The following is a 16752-nucleotide window of genomic DNA, read 5'->3' on the forward strand; positions in this document are numbered from 1 at the left end:
TCAGCGGTAGTTCTCGAACTGGACGGCGAAGTCGTAGTCCTGGTCCTTGATCATCTTCTGGACCGCCTGGAGGGCGTCGCGGCTCTTGCTGCTCACACGCAGCTCCTCGCCCTGGATCTGGGTCTTGACGCCCTTGGGGCCCTCGTCGCGGATCAGCTTGGCCACCTTCTTGGCATCCTCGGTCTTGATGCCCTCCTTGGTCACGGCGGTGATCTTCCAGACCTTGCCGGACTGGCGGGGCTCGCCGGCGTCGAGGGCCTTCAGGTTCACGCCCCGGCGCGCGAGCTTGGTCTGGAACACGTCGAGGACGGCGTTGACTCGGTCCTCGGAGACGGCCTCCATCTCGATTGCCTCCCCGGACCACTTGATGGACGCGTCGGTGTTCTTGAAGTCGAAGCGCTGGCGCACCTCCTTGGCGGCCTGGTTCAGGGCGTTGTCGACCTCCTGGCGGTCAACCTTGCTGACGACGTCGAACGAGCTCTCGGATGCCATGGGGTCCTCCTGCGGGCTTGGATGTGCCGACCATTGTGCCAGCGCCGCCTCACTTTGCCACGGGCGCCAGTTTGTCTGTAGGCTCTTGCATCGCTGGGTTTCGCCCGGCACGGCAGGTTGCCCGAGTGGCCAATGGGAGCGGACTGTAAATCCGTCGGCGTACGCCTACGCAGGTTCGAATCCTGCACCTGCCACCAGGCCTCGGATCGGATTGGTCCGGGGCCTGAACACTGCCTTTCCGGCCTCGACGGCCAACGGGAAGGTCGGTGGAGGTCAAGGCCCGGCCCGATTTGGGACGGAAACGGATCTTGTTGTATGTTTGGTCGTCGGCTGGCCCCTATAGCTCAGTAGGCAGAGCGTCTCCATGGTAAGGAGAAGGTCTGCGGTTCGATTCCGCATGGGGGCTCTGTTCTTCTTCGGGAACCCTCGGGGTTGAACTTCGACGGGGTAGCTCAGTCGGTAGAGCAAGCGGCTCATAATCGCTGTGTCGCGGGTTCAAGTCCCGCCCTCGTCACCACAACTCAGCCCCAGGATTCGAAACGAGGAAAATCATGGCCAAGAAGGGTTCGGACGTCCGCCCGAAGATCACGCTTGCCTGCACCGAGTGCAAGGAGCGCAACTACATCACCAAGAAGAACCGGCGCAACGACCCGGATCGTCTTGAGCTGAGCAAGTTCTGCCCGCGCTGCCGCACCCACCGTGCGCACCGCGAGACCCGCTGAGCCGCACAGGACCAGAACCGACGGCCGTCCCCTCACCGGGGGCGGCCGTCGCTGTCTTCACGGGCACGATGCCCTAGCCTGATCCCATGCCGATCACACCCGAGCACGCGGGCCGCAGCTATCCGCCGTCCGCCCCGTACCGTGTCAGCCGCGCCAAGATCGCCGAGTTCGCCACCGCGATCGGGGACCGCAACCCCGCCTACTTCGCCGAGGACCCGGTGGCGCCGCCGACGTTCGCCGCAGTGATCGCGGCCCAGGCCTGGGGAGACCTGTTCGAGGACCCGGACTTCGGCCTCGCCCTGCACCGCACCATGCACGGGGACCAGTCCTTCGAGGTCACGCGCCCCCTGCGGGAGGGCGACGACGTGGTGGCCACCCTCACCATCGAACGCGTCCGCAACCGGGGCAGCCTGGACATGGTCAGCATCGTCGTGGACCTCGCCGTGGACGGCACCACCGCGATCGCCGCCCGCTCCACCCTCATGCACACCCGGGAGGACTCCGATGACTGACCCCAGCACCTTCGCCAAGGGGGACCAGCTCCCGGAACTGCGGATCCCCGTCACCCGCTCCACGGTGGTGCGCTACTCCGGTGCGTCCACCGACTTCAACGAGATCCACTTCTCCGACCGCCACGCGCAGGCCATCGGCCTGCCCGGCGTGGTGGCCCACGGCATGTTCACCATGGGTGCCGCCCTGCGGATCATCACCGACTGGGTGGGGGACCCGGCCCGGGTCCAGCAGTACTTCGTCCGCTTCACCCGTCCCGTGGTGGTGCCGGACGACGACGAGGGTGTGGAGGTGGTCGTGAACGCCACCGTCACCGACGTCACCGACGGCGTGGCCAAGCTCGGGATCACCGCCACCTGCGGCGACGACGCCGTCCTGGGGGCCGCCCGGGCGGAGGTGCGCATTGACTGAGGGCCCCACCTGCGAGGTGACCCGCTCCACCCACGCGGGCAGCGACGACGTCGGTCCCGCCTCGGACCTGCTCGCGGACCACACCACGCTGCGGGTGGGCGGCCCGGCAGCACGGATGGTGGTGGCTGCGGACGACCGGACGCTCATTGACACCGTCGCCGAGTGCGACGCGCGGGGCGAGCCGGTCCTCGTGCTCGGGGGCGGCTCCAACCTGCTCGTCGCCGATGAGGGCTTCCCCGGGACCGTCGTGCGCGTGGCCACCAAGGGCGTCGACGCCGTCGTCTCCGACTGCGCGGGCGCCACCGTGCAGGTGGCCGCGGGGGAGAACTGGGACGCCTTCGTCGCCCACAGCCTGGAGCAGGGCTGGGTGGGGCTGGAGACACTCTCCGGCATCCCCGGGCTGGTGGGTGCCACGCCCATCCAGAACGTCGGCGCCTACGGTTCCGACGTCTCGCAGACCATCGCGTCCGTGCTGACCTGGGACCGCGTGGAGCGGACGCAGAAGACCTTCGCGGCCGCGGACTGCGGCTTCGGGTACCGGACCTCCCGGTTCAAGGCCGAACCCCACCGCCACCTGGTGCTCAGGGTCACGTTCCAACTGCGGCTGGGGGACCTCGGCGCACCCATCGCCTACCCGGACCTCGCCCGGGGGCTCGGGATGGAGGTGGGGGAGCGGGCCCCGTCACGTCGGGTCCGTGACGCCGTGCTCGCCATCCGCGGGTCCAAGGGCATGGTGCTCGACGCCGAAGACCACGACACCTGGAGCGCGGGTTCCTTCTTCACCAACCCCGTCCTGAGTGCGCAGGAGGCCGCCGCCCTGCCACCGGAGGCGCCCCGTTACCCGGCGGGGGAGCGGGTCAAGACCAGCGCCGCCTGGCTGATCCAGCACGCCGGCTTCGGCAAGGGCCACGGTGGTCCGCGGGCCGCGCTGTCCGGCAAGCACGTGCTGGCCCTCACCAACCGGGGCGGGGCCTCGGCAGCCGATCTCGTGGCCCTCGCCACCACTGTCCGCGACGGCGTCGAGGAGAGATTCGGGATCCGGCTGGTGCCGGAGGTGAACCTCGTGGGCACCGCGCTCGGCGACGCCTGAGGAAGCTGAAGCCGAGGTTCAGGTGGCTCCCGGATGCGGGCGGCGCTCGGCTAGGTTGCTGCCGGAGGGCCGCTTCCCCCCTGTGCGGCCGGCATCCGGAAGGACGAGATCTTGCGTTCGCTTCGCACCGCGACCGTGGCGCTGGCCGCCGTCGCCAGCCTCGTGTTGTGCCTTGTTCCCACAGTGCAGTCGGCCAACGCCGATCCGGTGGACGGCACCGCGACCCCCGTGGGGGCCGACCCCACCGCCGAGCCCGTGCCGCTGTCCCAGGCCTTCAGCAACCCGGAGACGGCGCTGGAACCCAACGCCGTCATCGAGGCGGCCGCCGCCGCGGACACGAAGGGCTTCATCGCGAGCCTCGTGGAGCCCGCACGCAAGAACCAGGCCAACACCGGGATCCCGGCCTCCGTGGCCATCGGCCAGGCCGCGCTGGAGACGGGCTGGGGGCGCTCGAAGATGGCGCAGGACCCCATCAACAGCTACTTCTCCATCAAGTGCGGTGGCTCCACGCCCTACTCCAACGGCTGCGTCGACGTCAGCTCCAGGGAGCACGGCTCGAACGGCTGGTACGAGGAGGTGTCCTCCTTCCGAACGTACGCCACCGTCGGTGACTCGCTGCTGGACTACGGGCGCCTGCTGTCCGGCAACAGCCGCTATCGGGGGGCCTTCAAGTACAGCGACGACCCGGACAACTTCATCCGGGAGGTCCACCGGGCCGGGTACGCGACGGACCCCAACTACTCCAAGACGGTCATCTCGATCATGGTGACGCACAAGCTCTACCAGTACGACCTGCCGACGGTGCCCACCGCCGGGTTCAACCCGGACTGGCAGCCGAAGCCGTTGCCGGCCGCCCCCGCCAAGCCCGACGTCATCCCCCAGTTCGTCCCCGGCCCCGACTTCCCGGCCTACTCCACCGGAGCGCGGGAGCAGGGCGTCACCACGTTGCAGCACCTGCTCAACACCTACAACTCCGCCGGCCTCGAGGTCGACGGCATCTTCGGCGCGGCCTCGAAGCAGGCCGTGGTGGACTGGCAGCGCAAGGTCGCCCTCGGCGCCACCGGCGTGATGGACGACAAGACCTGGGCGGCCCTCCTGCCGAAGCTCTCGCAGGGGGCCCGTGGCGCCGCCGTGACGGCCGTGCAGCTCGAGCTGAAGCAGGCCGGGTTCAAGGCCCCGACCGACGGCATCTTCGGCGCCACTACCGTCGATGCCGTGAAGGCGTTCCAGCGCCACCACGACATCCGTCCCACGGGTGTGGTCACCGCCGTCGTGTGGGCCCGGATGCTCGACTGGTGAGCAGGGCCGCGGACCCCGGTTCGACGCGACGGGGGGAAGTGGCCTAGTATTGGGGATCTGGCGAAGTTTGCCTATGATTCCTTGTGCCTCCAGCACAGCGGATCCGGCTGATGGAGTCATGAAGGGTAGTAGCTCAACTGGCAGAGCAGCGGTCTCCAAAACCGCAGGTTGGGGGTTCGAGTCCCTCCTGCCCTGCGAAGCAGTCCGATACTGTTTCAAAGGCGCCTGCCGTCCCGTTGGGGCGGAAGGCATTTTGTTTGTTGACCGAAGGGTAAGCGCGTGAGCGACAAGACTCCGGAATCGGACGAGTTCGACGAACTCGCCGAGAATGAGTCGGCCGAGGGACTGGAAGCCGCAACCGACGACGTGGCCGAGGCCACCGACGTCGAAGCCGCCAGCGACCCTGCCAGCGGATCCACCAGCGCCGCCCAGGGTGTGCCGCGCAAGACCGCCAAGGCTCCCGTCCGCAAGAAGGACATCGCCCCCGAGGCCGATGACGCGGAGATCGCAAAGCTCGAGGAGGGCTTCTCCGAAGAGGAGAACGCCGCCGCGACGGAGACCGTCCGGGTCGCCCGCAAGACCGCGAAGGCCCCCGTCAAGAAGACCACCGCCACCCGCAAGCGGTCCGAGAGTGAGCGCGAGGAGACCGACCCCTACCGCGCCGGCAACCCGGCGAAGTTCGTGGAGCAGTCCGCCGCAGAACTGAAGCAGGTCGTGTGGCCCACCTGGCCCCAGCTCGTCAGCTACTTCAGCGCCGTGCTGGTGTTCGTCCTGTTCTTCATCGCCTTCATCGGCCTGCTCGACCTGTTCTTCGGCTGGGGTCTGCTCAGCCTGTTTGGAGATGACCGATGAGTGAGAACGAGACCGGCGCAGAAGACTTCGAGATCGACCTCGGTGACCTGAGTCCCGAGAAGGAGCCCGCCGACGACGTCGAGATCGACTTCGGTGCCGTCGAGGAGTCCTCCGAGGAGGAGGACGACACCGCCGAGGTGGACCTCAGCGACGACGAGGAGGCCGAGGAGTCGAAGCCCTCGCCCGAGGACGACGACGCCACCGCAGCCGCGATCGCGCAGCTTCGGGAGGAGCTCGAGTCCAAGTTCGGCGACTGGTATGTCATCCACACGTACTCGGGCATGGAGAACCGCGTCAAGCAGAACGTGGACTCCCGTGCGCAGTCGCTCAACATGGAGGACTACATCTACGAGACGGTCGTTCCCACCGAGGACGTCGTCGAGATCCGCAACAACACTCGCAAGACGGTCACGCGCTGCGTCCTGCCGGGCTACGTCCTGATCCGCATGGACCTCACGGACGAGTCCTGGGGCGTCGTGCGCCACACCCCGTCCGTGACCGGCTTCGTCGGCCACGGCCAGACCCCCGTCCCGCTCAGCGTGGACGAGGTGCTCAAGATGCTTACCCCCTCCGTGGTTGCGAAGGTCGCGGCCGAGTCGGCCGGAACCGCCAGTGCGGCGCGGGGCAAGAAGAAGGTCGAGGTCGTCGACTTCCAGGTCGGCGACTCCGTCATGGTGACCGATGGTCCCTTCACCGGGGTCCATGCCACGATCACCGAGATCAACGCCAACAGCCAGCGGCTGCGTGCCCTCGTCGAGATCCTCGGGCGGGAGACGCCCGTCGACCTCGAATTCCGTCAGGTCGAGAGAGTCGTCTAAGCTGAACTGTTGCGCCCGGTCCCGGGCCCAGGGCGTCGCCTGAAACGGGACCAGTTCCACAACCAACCAAAGGACCCACCCATGCCTCCCAAGAAGAAGGTTTCGGCGGTCGTAAAGATCGCCCTGCAGGCTGGCGCAGCCACCCCTGCCCCGCCCGTCGGTACCGCCCTCGGTCCGCACGGCGTCAACATGATGGAGTTCGTCAAGGCCTACAACGCCCAGACGGAGTCCCAGCGCGGCAACGTCATCCCCGTCGAGATCACCATCTACGAGGACCGCACGTTCACCTTCATCACGAAGACCCCGCCCGCTGCCGAGCTCATCAAGAAGGCCGCCGGCGTGGCCAAGGGCTCTGACAACGCGCTGAACAAGGTCGGCAAGCTCTCGAAGGACCAGGTCCGCGAGATCGCCGCCACCAAGCTGCCGGACCTCAATGCCAATGACATCGAGGCCGCCATGAAGATCGTCGAAGGCACTGCCCGCTCCATGGGCATCTCCACCGACTGATCCCAACATCCCGAATTTCCCTGGCAGGGGAGTGCAACCCCACACCAGGAACTGGTGGAGCAGCCCGCGAGGCTGCCGAGGAAGGAACCAGAATGAAGCACACCAAGGCATACGCCGCGGCCGCGGAGAAGCGCTCCGAGGAGCAGCTCTACAGCCCCGAGGAGGCCCTGCGCCTCATCAAGGACATGGCCTCGGCCAAGTTCGACGAGACGATCGACGTCGCCATGCGACTCGGCGTCGACCCCCGCAAGGCGGACCAGATGGTCCGTGGCACGGTCAATCTTCCCCACGGCACCGGAAAGACGGCAAGGGTCCTCGTCTTTGCGGCCGGTGAGAAGGCTGAAGCCGCGCTCGAGGCCGGCGCCGACGAGGTCGGCACCGATGACCTCGTCGACAAGATCGCCGGCGGTTACCTCGACTTCGACGCAGTCGTGGCAACCCCGGACATGATGGGCAAGGTCGGCCGTCTGGGCCGCGTGCTCGGCCCCCGTGGCCTGATGCCCAACCCGAAGACCGGCACCGTCACCATGGACGTGGCGAAGGCCGTCTCCGACATCAAGGGCGGCAAGATCGAGTTCCGTATCGATCGCCACTCCAACCTGCAGTTCCTCATCGGCAAGGCCTCGTTCTCGGCCGAGCAGCTCGCGGACAACTACTTCGCGGCCCTCGACGAGATCCTTCGCCTGAAGCCCGCCTCCTCCAAGGGGCGCTACCTGCGCAAGATCGCCATCTCCGCCACCATGAGCCCGAGCGTGCTCGTGGATGCCGCGGCGATCAAGCCGGCCGCGGACTGACAAGCAGTTTCCAGGACACTGGACGACGGGGTGGGCGCGCGGCGCCCACCCCGTTCTGCATGCCCGCAGACATGGGTTCCGAAACTCAACGAAATTTGTTGCAGGAACGGACTAATATCCCTAGGGTGAGTCCCACAGCACCGTCAGAGACTGCAAGGGAGCACCCAATGACGCTGGAACAACACACATCCGCACCAAGACGAATACTCACCGCCGCACTGGCCGCGGCCCTCGCGCTCGGCGCCGGCATGCTGGCCGGACCCGCAGCGGCCGACACCGTCGAGACACCGCTCACGACCGATTTCGAGACCCAGTTGGAGCCTTGGGGCGTGCGCGGCTCGGGCGATGCCTCGGCCACGCTCGTGGCCGAGGCCCACGGCGGCGAGAGCGCCGCGCTGGTCTCCGGCCGGACCGCCGCCTGGAACGGTCTCGGTGCCTCGGTCGCCGGTGTCCTGGAGGCCGGACAGGTCTACGAACTCGCCGCCTGGGTGAAGTTGCCCGCGGGTGCCGAGGAGCCTGCGGACATCCGCGTCTCGATGGAGCGCGACGTTCCCGACGACGCCGGTGACAAGTGGGTCACCCTGACCACTGCCACCGGAGTCGGGGCGGGGGAGTGGGTCAGCATCGAGACCACCGTGACCATGCCGGAGGCACCGAACCTGCTGTACTTCGAGACCGCATCGGGAACCGCGGACTTCCTCGTGGACGACATCTCCATCGGCGCCGTCGTCGGCGAGGTGCAGGACCTGCTGCCCATCAAGGACACTGTCGAGTTCCCCGTCGGTGTGGCCATCGACGAGCGCGAGACCACCGGTCTGGCCTCCGAACTGCTGCTGCGCCACTTCGGGCAGATCACCCCCGAGAACCACATGAAGCCCGAGGCCTGGTACGACGAGGAGCGCAACTTCAGTCCGGACCCGCAGGCCGACGCCCTGATGGCCTACGCGGCCGCCAACGACCTGTCGGTCTACGGGCACGTGCTGGTGTGGCACAGCCAGGTCCCCGAGTGGTTCTTCCAGGACGACGCCGGTGAGCCCCTCACCGACTCCGAGGCTGACCGGGAGGTGCTCCGGGAACGGCTCGAGAACCACATCTTCGACGTCGCCGAGCACCTGGCCACCAACTTCGGCAACTTCGGCTCCGAGACCAACAAGCTCGTAGCCTTCGACGTCGTCAACGAGGTGATCTCGGATGACCGCACCGACGACGGCCTGCGCCGTTCCGAGTGGTACCGCATCCTCGGGACCGACTACCTGGACCTCGCCTTCGCCTACGCCGACGAGGCCTTCAACGACGTCCACGCCGAGCCGGGCGTGGAGCGTCCCGTGAAGCTGTTCATCAATGACTACAACACCGAGCAGGGCGGCAAGCAGGACCGATACCGCCAGGTGGTGGAAGGCCTGCTGGAGCGGGGCGCCCCGCTGGACGGCGTCGGACACCAGTTCCACCTGAACCTGTCCACCCCGATCAGCACCCTCGACGCCGCCATCGAGCGGTTCTCGGACCTGCCCGTCATCCAGGCGGTCACCGAGCTCGACGTCACCGTCGGCACCCCCGTGACGGAGGCGGCTCTGGTGCAGCAGGGCCACTTCTACCGCGACGCCTTCCAGGTCTTCCGGGACCGTGCCGACGAGCTGTTCTCGGTGACCATCTGGGGGCTCACGGACAACCGGAGCTGGCGCTCGGAGCAGGCGCCGCTGGCCTTCAGCGGGACCTACTCGGCCAAGGATGCCTACTACGGCATCGTCGACTCCGAGGAACTCACCCCCATCATCCGCGACGCCGTCGTGTTCGCCGGCGACGTCCCGCTGACGGCCGAGGGCCTGGCCGATCCCCTGTGGGCCGACTTGCCGCTGCACGCCGCCGGCGAGGCGGCCGAGTTCCAGCTCCGGTGGACTCCCGAGCACCTGGTGGTCTGGGCGGACCTCGCCGACGACGCCACCGCCGTGACCGTGACCCTGGGCGAGCAGACGGTCACCTTCGCACGGGACTCGGCCGACGCCGTCGTCGAGGACGACGGGGAAGGCTGGACCGCCCTGCTCCACGTGCCCGCCGAACTGGCCGAGGGTGACAGCATCGCCTTCGACCTTTCCGTCGCCACGCCCGCCGGGGGCGTCGACTGGAACGCCGGAGCCGCCCTCGGTTCGGTCGCGCTGGTGGAGGAGCTCTCCGCCATCGACGTCGCCCACACCGCTGAGGCGCCCGTCGTGGACGGCGAGCTGGAGGCCGCCTGGGCCGGCGCCGAGTCGTTGACCACGGACCGGGTCCTCACCGGCGACGAGACCGCCGCCACCGCGGAGGTCAGGGCGCTGTGGCACGGCACGCAGCTGTACCTCCTCGCAGAGGTCACCGATGCCGTCATCGACCTGTCCTCCTCCGACCCGTGGGTGCAGGACTCCGTGGAGTTCTTCGTGGACCTCGGCAACCGCAAGGGCGGCGCCTACGAGGCCACGGACACCCAGATCCGGATCAACGTCGACGGCGAACTGTCCTTCGGCACCGGGGACGAGGCCACCCAGTTGGCGCGTGTCACCAGCGCTACGGCCCGCACGGAGACCGGCTACCGCGTAGAGGCGGCCATCGACCTCGGCGAGTACGGCGGGGCGGGCACCATCCAGGGCCTCGACGTGCAGGTCAACGACGGCGTCGCGGGGGAGCGCACCGGCGTGACCACCTGGGCGGACCCGACCGGCCTCGGTTACCAGAACACCTCCCGCTGGGGAGTCGCCCGACTGCTGGCCGACGAGTCACCGGCCCCGTCGCCGTCGCCCTCCCCGAGCCCGACTCCGACGCCCTCGCCGACGCCGACGCCGCAGGAGCCTGCACCGTCGCCGGTGGACGACCTGTACTCCAAGCCGGGGTTCCACCACGTGAACGGACGCTGGTGGCACACCTCCTGCGAGCCGTACTCGCAGACCATCCGCTGCTTCACCGAGATCTGGGCCACCCAGGTCAAGGTGGTGGACGGTCGGTTCGTCGGTGAGACGGGATGGCACTTCAACAACCTCACCTACCTGCCGCACCTGACCCGTGCGCAGTGGGCCGACAACCCGCTGGGGCACCCGGGGGAGTGGACCGCAGCCGACGGTCGCAGGTGGCGCACCGAGTGCGACACCGCCGTCACCGGACGCGGCGGCTGCCGCACCTGGGCATGGGCCGACCACGTGGCAGCCAGCCTGGACGGGGACGTGTGGACCTACCGGAAGACCGCCGGGTGGGTGCTGAACAACATCGTCCGGTTCCGGTGACTCCCGCTCAGTGGAACTGCCACACGGCGCGGTCGCCCAGGCCGTTGGCGTAGACCAGCTCCACGTAGTCGACCGGCTCCGTGATCAGGTCGAAGGTCAGGTAGCCGGAGACGCACTCGCCTTCCCCGTAGGATCCTTCCGCGGGGAAGGCGGGTTCGTACGCTCCGGGAACCTGGGGGCGTTGGACGTTGCCGTTGGAGTCCTCGAGGTGCCACGGCTCGAGCGAGACCCGGGAGGGCTGCCCGGCCTCGAGTGCCTTCGTGACGCACACCTCGATGGGCAGGCCGGCCTTGCCCTCGATCATCTCGCCCTCCCCGGTGTCCTCCAGCAGTTCGACCGTGAAGTTGTCGAACGTCGCCCTGCCCTGCCACATCATCGTCTGGCCGGGAGCGGGTGAGGCGGGAGTGGGGGAGGTCTGTTCGGGAGCAGACGTGGCGGGAGTCTGAGGTGCGGTGGTGCCGGGATCCGGGTCCCGCGTCGGTGCCTCGTCGGCGGGGGACAGGAACTGGCAGCCCGCCACGGCCAGCGTGGCCGCCAACATCCCGAGCGTGGCCCTGCCGCGGCGCTGACCCATCGGCCTCAGAGCACCTTCGCGAAGAAGTCCCTGGTGCGGGGGTTGCTCGGGTTGCCGATCACCTCGGCGGCGGTCCCCGCCTCCACCACGAGGCCGTCGTCCATGAAGACCACCTGGTCGGCCACCTCGCGGGCGAACCCCACCTCGTGGGTCACCACCACCATCGTCATGCCCGACGCGGCGAGGTCCTTCATCACGCCCAACACCTCACCCACAAGTTCCGGGTCCAGCGCCGAGGTGGGCTCGTCGAAGAGCATCAGCTCGGGCTCCATGGCCAGTGCCCTGGCGATGGCGACGCGCTGCTGCTGCCCGCCCGAGAGCTGCGCGGGGTAGTGTCCCGCGCGGTCGGCCAGGCCGACGCGGTCCAACAGGTCGCGGGCGCGCTGCTCGGCCTGTGCCCGAGACAGACGCCGCACCTTCCGGGGCGCCTCCATCACGTTGGCGAGGGCGGTCAGGTGCGGGAACAGGTTGAAGCGCTGGAAGACCATTCCGATCCGGGAGCGCTGGCGGGCGATGTCGGAGTCCGTGCGGCGGTGGAGTTCCACGGTGCCGTCGCGCCTGGTGACCTCGCGCAGGCCGACGAGTTCACCGTCGACGTGGATGCGGCCGGCGTTGAACTCCTCCAGGCCGTTGATGCAGCGCAGCAGGGTGGACTTGCCGGACCCGGACGGACCCAGCAGGACCGCCACCTCGCCCTGCGCGACGGTGAGGTCCACGCCCTTGAGGACGTGCAGTTCGCCGAAGAACTTGTGCACGCCGTCGATCTGGATCTTCGCGGTGGGAGCAGTCATGGGGTGATGTCCAGGTAGGGGTCGGCGTGCGTGGTACGGGCGGCGAGGATGGCCTGCTGGCGCTTCGACATGCCGCGGGTGGAGCCGGGGGTGGAGTCCTTGCCGTCGAACCCGCGGCCGTAGTAGCCCTCGAGGTAGTGCTGGCCCACCATCAGCACCGACGTGATCACCAGGTAGTAGATGGCGGCGACGATCAGCAGCGGGATGGGCAGGAAGTTCTGGTTGCCGATGGCGTTGGTGACGAACGTGAGCTCCAGGGTGAACGGCACGGCGAGCACCAGCGAGGTGGTCTTCAGCATGGAGATGGTCTCGTTGCCAGTCGGGGGCACGATCACGCGCATGGCCTGCGGGACGATGATCCGCCACAGCGTCGTGGAGCGCTTCATGCCCAGCGCGGAGGCGGCCTCCCACTGCCCGTCGTCGACCGAGTTCAGGCCGGAGCGGACGATCTCGGAGAGGTAGGCGCCCTCGTTGAGGCCCAGACCCAGGAGGGCGGCGACGGTGGCGTTGACGACGTCGGCGGTGGTGAATACGAAGAACTCCGGGCCGAACGGGATGCCCAGGCTCAGCCGCGGGTAGAGCACCGAAAGCAGGCCCCAGAACACCAACTGGGTGTAGACGGGGGTGCCGCGGAAGAACCAGATGTAGACCGTGGACATCGCCCGCAGCACCGGGTTGGTGCCCATCCGCATCACCGCGCTCGTGACCGCGAGCACGATGCCGATCACCATGGCCCCCAGCGTCAGGAGCAGGGTCCAGCCGACGCCGGCCACAACGCGCGGGTCGAACAGGTACTGGCCGACGACGTCCCAGCGGTAGTTGGGGTTGGTCAGCAGGCTGTTGACCAACATCGCGGCCAGGACGAGAACGACGGCCGCCCAGACCCACAGGCTGGGCCTGGGGACTGGGCGGGCCTTGATCAGCTCCGGGGCGTCAGCCATGGATCAGGGGTGGACGTCGGCGGTGGTGATGATGGCGTCGGCGTTGCCCCAGCTGGTGAGGATGGCCTCCCAGGTGCCGTCGTCCATCAGGTGTTGCATGGCGGCCTGCATGGCTGCGGTGAGGTCCGGGTCGTCCTGGTTCACGACGATGCCTTGCGGGGCGGAGTCGCGGATGCCGCCGACGACCTCCATCTGGCCGCTGGTCAGCTCGACCGCGTAGGAGGCGACGGTGGAGTCAGCGTAGAAGGCGTCGGCCTTGCCGCCGATGACGTTGGTGGTCACGTCGGACTGGGAGCCGTAGGGGAGCACCTCGATGGCCTCCTCGCCGGCCTCGGCGCAGGCCTCGTTGAACGTGGCAAGCTCCTCCTCCTGGTACGTGCCGGTCTGGACCCCGATGGTGGTGCCACACACGTCGTCGGGGTCGAACTCGGTGGGGTTGCCGGACTTGACGGCGTAGGAGGAGCCCACCTCGATGTAGCTGATCATGTTGTAGTTCGCGGTGCGTTCCTCGGTGATGGTGAACGAGGAGATGCCGACGTCGTACTTGGTGCCGATGCCCGGCAGGAGGGAGTCGAACTCGGCTGCGGAGACCTCGGCCTCGAGGCCCAGCACGTTGCCGAGGGCCTTGCCGAGATCCACGTCGTAGCCGATGGCGGTCTGCAGGTCCTCCGCCCGGAACTCCGCCGGCGCGTAGTCGATCGATGCCCCGATGACGAGCTTGCCCGAGTCGGCGACGTCGGCCGGCAGGAGCGCTGCGATCTCGTCGACCTTCGCCACGCCCGAGACGTCGTAGGTGCGGTCGGTGGACTCGGCCGGCGTCGCGGTCTCGTCGGTGGGGGTCGAGCAGGCCGTCAGCGCGAGGGCGACGACGGCGGAAGCGGCGATGATCGGGCGCAGGCGCATCGATTCTCCTTGTGGTGCTTGATGGTTCAATCCAAGAGGATATCCCAGCGCCCCGTGTGGAACCGCATCGGGTGGGCGGAGCCGATTTGGTCCGTTGCCGTGGGGGCGGGTAATGTTGCTCCAGCCGAAGACCGCAGGTGACGAGAGTCTGAATTCCCGAGAGGGTGCCCGCGCAGGTGATCGCAAGTGTTCCACAGCTGTGCTGTGCAGCCCCGCGCCACCTGGCGACGGGGTCTTTTTCTTGTCTGGGTCATCGGCGCCGGGGCTCCCCGCCAGGGTGCGCCGGCTGTCAACAGTTAGGAAAGGAGACCCAATGGCGAGGCCGGACAAAGCAGCCACGGTCGCAGAGCTGAAGGAAAGCTTCAGCGAGTCTGCGGCTGCCGTGCTTACCGAGTACCGCGGTCTCACCGTCGCGCAACTGCAGGAACTGCGTCGCACGCTCGGAGAGAACGCCACCTACGCCGTTGCGAAGAACACCCTTGCCGCGATTGCAGCGAAGGAAGCCGGGATCGAGGGTGTCGAAGACTCCTTCACCGGCCCCACCGCCATCGCGTTCATCTCGGGTGATGTCGCTTCCACCACCAAGGGGCTGCGCGACTTCGCAAAGGCAAATCCGTTCCTGGCAATCAAGGGCGGCGTCATGGACGGAAAGTTCCTCGACGCCAATACGGTTCTGAAGCTTGCTGACCTCGAATCCCGCGAGGTCCTGCTGGCGAAGATGGCTGGTGCGCTCAAGGGCAACCTGGCCAAGGCCGCAGGCACTCTGGCAGCCCCGCTGTCCAAGAGCGCCCGTCTGCTCGGTGCCCTCCAGGGTGCCGCAGAGGCCAACCCGGCCCTCATCGGTGGCGCAGGCTCCGTGCCGGCTGCCGAGGCCACGAACGACGACGCCGCCACTGGCGACGTCCCCGCCGCCGACGCGGCAACCGAAGCAGCAGACGCTGCGGAATGATCCGCCCGCAGCAAGCACTGCTGCTGACGAACTGACGAAAGGAACGCCCAACATGGCGAAGCTCTCCAAGGAAGACCTCCTTGACGCGTTCAAGGAAATGACCCTCATCGAACTCTCCGAGTTCGTCAAGCTCTTCGAGGACACCTTCGAGGTCACCGCTGCCGCTCCGGTGGCCGTGGCTGCCGCTGCCCCGGCCGCTGCCGGTGGCGACGACGCCGGTGCCGAAGAGGCCGGCTCCGACAAGGTCGACGTCATCCTCACCGCAGGTGGCGACAAGAAGATCGCAGTCATCAAGGAGGTCCGCGCACTGACCTCCCTCGGCCTGAAGGAGGCCAAGGACCTCGTCGAGGGCGCTCCGAAGCCCGTCCTCGAGCAGGTCGACAAGGACACCGCGGCCAAGGCCAAGGAGGCCCTCGAGGCCGCCGGCGGCTCCGTCGAGGTCAAGTGACCCCGGTCTGACCGACCAACTCCGAGTGGCCCGTCCCCTTCTGGGGGCGGGCCATTCGTCATGCCGGGACCTGTGGGCCGCTCAACTGGCCACGGCGACGTCGTTGCCCGTCGCCGTCGGGTGGTCCGCCGCGGCTACCGTCGTGCTCGCGGCTGCGGCCACGCCGTCGGCTCGACCCGACCCGCCGATGGGATCGCTCGGAAGGGGCACCGGTGCCCCTTGCGCCGATTCTGGTCGGCGCGTCGGGTCAGTGGCGCCGTGGCCTCGCGGTGGTCGTCGATGGAAGTCGCTGCTGACGTAGGTGAGGATCTCCCGCAGCACCCGGGACCAGTCATGCATCACGTCCTCCCAAGTGAATCGAAGCACCACGTAGCCGAGTTCTGGCGCCCGCCTGTCGCGACGGCGGTCCTCCCGGAACTGCTTGCGCGTGCGATGGTGTTCGAACCCGTCCAGTTCCACGAGGATGCGCTCACCGATCAGCAGGTCGAACCGGCCGACTCCCGGCACTCGGTGCTGTGATCGAACCCGAACCTTGCGCTGGCCCAGCCGGTACCTCACTACGGACTCCAAAGGTGACTCGGCGAGTCCCGTGGCGCGCGCCAGCAGGCGACGTGCGTAGGCCGGGGCCTTGGCCAAGAGCTCCTCGAGTTCGGAACGGGTCCGACGTTCCTCCTGCAGCACGCAGTCCAGTGCCACGACGGCGTCCTCCGGCGAGTGGTTCAGCACGACTGCCACGAGCGCCGCGTCCAGGGAATCCACCGGGGCACCGCGATGAGTCAGCAGGGACCTGCATTCCTGCGCTCCTGGCACGGGTCCGTCACGCCGTCGCCGCTCCTTGCGTCGGACGTGGTGGTCAGGGCCGGCGCCGAGCGTCCAGACCCCCAGGAGTTCCAGTGCCGAGAGGCAGGTCAGCGTGCCGCCTGCGGCAACCGCCGTGACCACGCCCTCGGCGGTCTCGGCAGTTGCGAACAGCGAGCGGCTGAGACGTACCAGCGGCCCCGCCTCCTCCGCGCCCTTGAGCGCGCTTCGGGTCAACCCCGCGGCGATGAGGTCCTTGCGTGCGACGATGCCGTCCCGGGCATGCTGCCGGATGAGGTGCTCCATACTTCGAACTCTGGGAGTCGCTGACGTCGATCCGTCACTGACCCCCACGCCCTGTGGACAACTCCCGGTGGCCCTCGGGTGGGGCCAGTCCCTTGCAGCGACCCGACATGCCGAAGGAATCTGGGGGAGGGGGCACCGGTGCCCCCTCCGTGGAATCCGATCGGCGTGTCGGGTCGGGCCACCCGCGGCGGCGGCACGACGGTGCGGGCCCGGCCGGTGTCGTGGCCGGAGTTCACCCGCCGTTCGCCCGGCGGGTCGTGGCATCTGTCAGGTCTCTCGGATATGCTTGCGGCAGGTCG

Annotated in this window: 18 protein-coding genes and 4 tRNA genes; 16 read left to right on the top strand and 6 right to left on the bottom strand. The window is 68.3% G+C overall.

The genetic code is table 11. The features are described 5' to 3' along the window. Window positions 1-492 (bottom strand): YajQ family cyclic di-GMP-binding protein, encoded by a 492-nt coding sequence (locus ACYU7G_RS11760; RefSeq protein WP_461108022.1) that lies wholly within the window; start codon window positions 490-492, stop codon window positions 1-3. Between the two features lie 111 nt (window positions 493-603). Here ACYU7G_RS11760 and ACYU7G_RS11765 point away from each other — a divergent pair. The 14 genes from ACYU7G_RS11765 to ACYU7G_RS11830 all read left to right on the top strand — a co-directional run bounded on the left by ACYU7G_RS11765 (window position 604) and on the right by ACYU7G_RS11830 (window position 10743). Continuing rightward, a tRNA-Tyr gene (locus ACYU7G_RS11765) sits at window positions 604-689 on the top strand. Window positions 690-825: 136 nt separating this feature from the next. Beyond that, window positions 826-898: transfer RNA gene (locus ACYU7G_RS11770), tRNA-Thr, on the top strand. 35 nt (window positions 899-933) lie between these two features. Further along, a tRNA-Met gene (locus ACYU7G_RS11775) sits at window positions 934-1009 on the top strand. Between the two features lie 34 nt (window positions 1010-1043). After that, window positions 1044-1214, top strand: a complete 171-nt coding sequence (gene rpmG, locus ACYU7G_RS11780; protein ID WP_143937037.1) for a 50S ribosomal protein L33 — start codon at window positions 1044-1046, stop codon at window positions 1212-1214. An 86-nt stretch (window positions 1215-1300) separates the two neighbouring features. Then, window positions 1301-1726, top strand: a complete 426-nt coding sequence (locus ACYU7G_RS11785) for an FAS1-like dehydratase domain-containing protein (RefSeq protein ID WP_461108025.1) — start codon at window positions 1301-1303, stop codon at window positions 1724-1726. Further along, window positions 1719-2135, top strand: a complete 417-nt coding sequence (locus tag ACYU7G_RS11790) for a MaoC/PaaZ C-terminal domain-containing protein (RefSeq protein ID WP_461108027.1) — start codon at window positions 1719-1721, stop codon at window positions 2133-2135. The genes ACYU7G_RS11785 and ACYU7G_RS11790 overlap by 8 nt, the downstream gene beginning before the upstream one ends. Beyond that, a complete protein-coding gene (locus ACYU7G_RS11795) occupies window positions 2128-3225 on the top strand; it encodes a UDP-N-acetylmuramate dehydrogenase (protein ID WP_461108029.1) in 1098 nt (365 codons plus the stop codon). The genes ACYU7G_RS11790 and ACYU7G_RS11795 overlap by 8 nt, the downstream gene beginning before the upstream one ends. Before the next feature lie 111 nt (window positions 3226-3336). Further along, window positions 3337-4524, top strand: coding sequence for a peptidoglycan-binding protein (locus ACYU7G_RS11800; RefSeq protein WP_461108031.1), 1188 nt, complete (start codon window positions 3337-3339; stop codon window positions 4522-4524). 122 nt (window positions 4525-4646) lie between these two features. Next, window positions 4647-4719: transfer RNA gene (locus ACYU7G_RS11805), tRNA-Trp, on the top strand. Window positions 4720-4803: 84 nt separating this feature from the next. Beyond that, the gene (gene secE, locus ACYU7G_RS11810) at window positions 4804-5376 is read left to right on the top strand and encodes a preprotein translocase subunit SecE (RefSeq protein WP_461108033.1); all 573 of its coding nucleotides are present in this window, start codon (window positions 4804-4806) and stop codon (window positions 5374-5376) included. Beyond that, window positions 5373-6194, top strand: coding sequence for a transcription termination/antitermination protein NusG (nusG, locus tag ACYU7G_RS11815; RefSeq protein ID WP_461108035.1), 822 nt, complete (start codon window positions 5373-5375; stop codon window positions 6192-6194). Before secE ends, nusG begins: the two co-directional genes overlap by 4 nt. 81 nt (window positions 6195-6275) lie before the next feature. Next, complete coding sequence (gene rplK / locus ACYU7G_RS11820; protein ID WP_461108037.1) at window positions 6276-6701, top strand: 50S ribosomal protein L11; 426 nt, start codon at window positions 6276-6278, stop codon at window positions 6699-6701. Between the two features lie 92 nt (window positions 6702-6793). Further along, entirely contained in the window at window positions 6794-7495 is a 702-nt protein-coding gene (gene rplA / locus ACYU7G_RS11825) for a 50S ribosomal protein L1 (RefSeq protein WP_461108039.1), read from the top strand. Window positions 7496-7662: 167 nt separating this feature from the next. After that, entirely contained in the window at window positions 7663-10743 is a 3081-nt protein-coding gene (locus ACYU7G_RS11830) for an endo-1,4-beta-xylanase (protein WP_461108041.1), read from the top strand. Window positions 10744-10750: 7 nt separating this feature from the next. Here the strand turns inward: ACYU7G_RS11830 and ACYU7G_RS11835 are convergent, their stop codons facing one another. From ACYU7G_RS11835 to ACYU7G_RS11850, 4 genes are read right to left on the bottom strand one after another with little or no spacing between them, the layout of a single operon-like run. Beyond that, a complete protein-coding gene (locus ACYU7G_RS11835; RefSeq protein ID WP_461108043.1) occupies window positions 10751-11317 on the bottom strand; it encodes a hypothetical protein in 567 nt (188 codons plus the stop codon). Window positions 11318-11322: 5 nt separating this feature from the next. After that, window positions 11323-12108, bottom strand: a complete 786-nt coding sequence (locus ACYU7G_RS11840) for an amino acid ABC transporter ATP-binding protein (RefSeq protein ID WP_461108045.1) — start codon at window positions 12106-12108, stop codon at window positions 11323-11325. Continuing rightward, window positions 12105-13049 (bottom strand): amino acid ABC transporter permease, encoded by a 945-nt coding sequence (locus tag ACYU7G_RS11845; RefSeq protein ID WP_461108047.1) that lies wholly within the window; start codon window positions 13047-13049, stop codon window positions 12105-12107. Before ACYU7G_RS11845 ends, ACYU7G_RS11840 begins: the two co-directional genes overlap by 4 nt. 3 nt (window positions 13050-13052) lie before the next feature. Continuing rightward, on the bottom strand, window positions 13053-13952 hold the full coding sequence (locus tag ACYU7G_RS11850; RefSeq protein ID WP_461108049.1) for an ABC transporter substrate-binding protein: 900 nt from the start codon (window positions 13950-13952) through the stop codon (window positions 13053-13055). Between the two features lie 313 nt (window positions 13953-14265). On the opposite strand from ACYU7G_RS11850, the gene rplJ reads away from it, so the two are divergent. Together rplJ and rplL are read left to right on the top strand one after the other, a co-directional pair. Then, entirely contained in the window at window positions 14266-14901 is a 636-nt protein-coding gene (gene rplJ, locus ACYU7G_RS11855) for a 50S ribosomal protein L10 (RefSeq protein ID WP_461108051.1), read from the top strand. 52 nt (window positions 14902-14953) lie between these two features. Further along, the gene (gene rplL / locus ACYU7G_RS11860) at window positions 14954-15349 is read left to right on the top strand and encodes a 50S ribosomal protein L7/L12 (RefSeq protein WP_461108053.1); all 396 of its coding nucleotides are present in this window, start codon (window positions 14954-14956) and stop codon (window positions 15347-15349) included. Window positions 15350-15430: 81 nt separating this feature from the next. Here the strand turns inward: rplL and ACYU7G_RS11865 are convergent, their stop codons facing one another. Next, window positions 15431-16453 carry an endonuclease domain-containing protein gene (locus tag ACYU7G_RS11865; RefSeq protein WP_461108055.1) on the bottom strand — a complete coding sequence of 341 codons (1023 nt, stop codon included), beginning with the start codon at window positions 16451-16453 and terminating at the stop codon, window positions 15431-15433. Window positions 16454-16752: the final 299 nt, after the last annotated feature.

The sequence above is a fragment of the Tessaracoccus terricola genome (assembly GCF_054776555.1).

Excerpts from the sequence above, each read along its gene's own strand:
- ACYU7G_RS11760 (WP_461108022.1), bottom strand. The coding sequence starts at position 492 with ATGGCATCCGAGAGCTCGTTCGACGTCGTCAGCAAGGTTGACCGCCAG.
- rplL (WP_461108053.1), top strand. The coding sequence starts at position 14,954 with ATGGCGAAGCTCTCCAAGGAAGACCTCCTTGACGCGTTCAAGGAAATG.
- ACYU7G_RS11785 (WP_461108025.1), top strand. The coding sequence starts at position 1,301 with ATGCCGATCACACCCGAGCACGCGGGCCGCAGCTATCCGCCGTCCGCC.
- ACYU7G_RS11835 (WP_461108043.1), bottom strand. The coding sequence starts at position 11,317 with ATGGGTCAGCGCCGCGGCAGGGCCACGCTCGGGATGTTGGCGGCCACG.
- rplA (WP_461108039.1), top strand. The coding sequence starts at position 6,794 with ATGAAGCACACCAAGGCATACGCCGCGGCCGCGGAGAAGCGCTCCGAG.
- nusG (WP_461108035.1), top strand. The coding sequence starts at position 5,373 with ATGAGTGAGAACGAGACCGGCGCAGAAGACTTCGAGATCGACCTCGGT.
- ACYU7G_RS11830 (WP_461108041.1), top strand. The coding sequence starts at position 7,663 with ATGACGCTGGAACAACACACATCCGCACCAAGACGAATACTCACCGCC.
- ACYU7G_RS11840 (WP_461108045.1), bottom strand. The coding sequence starts at position 12,108 with ATGACTGCTCCCACCGCGAAGATCCAGATCGACGGCGTGCACAAGTTC.
- rplJ (WP_461108051.1), top strand. The coding sequence starts at position 14,266 with ATGGCGAGGCCGGACAAAGCAGCCACGGTCGCAGAGCTGAAGGAAAGC.
- ACYU7G_RS11790 (WP_461108027.1), top strand. The coding sequence starts at position 1,719 with ATGACTGACCCCAGCACCTTCGCCAAGGGGGACCAGCTCCCGGAACTG.
- rpmG (WP_143937037.1), top strand. The coding sequence starts at position 1,044 with ATGGCCAAGAAGGGTTCGGACGTCCGCCCGAAGATCACGCTTGCCTGC.
- rplK (WP_461108037.1), top strand. The coding sequence starts at position 6,276 with ATGCCTCCCAAGAAGAAGGTTTCGGCGGTCGTAAAGATCGCCCTGCAG.
- ACYU7G_RS11850 (WP_461108049.1), bottom strand. The coding sequence starts at position 13,952 with ATGCGCCTGCGCCCGATCATCGCCGCTTCCGCCGTCGTCGCCCTCGCG.
- ACYU7G_RS11845 (WP_461108047.1), bottom strand. The coding sequence starts at position 13,049 with ATGGCTGACGCCCCGGAGCTGATCAAGGCCCGCCCAGTCCCCAGGCCC.
- ACYU7G_RS11865 (WP_461108055.1), bottom strand. The coding sequence starts at position 16,453 with ATGGAGCACCTCATCCGGCAGCATGCCCGGGACGGCATCGTCGCACGC.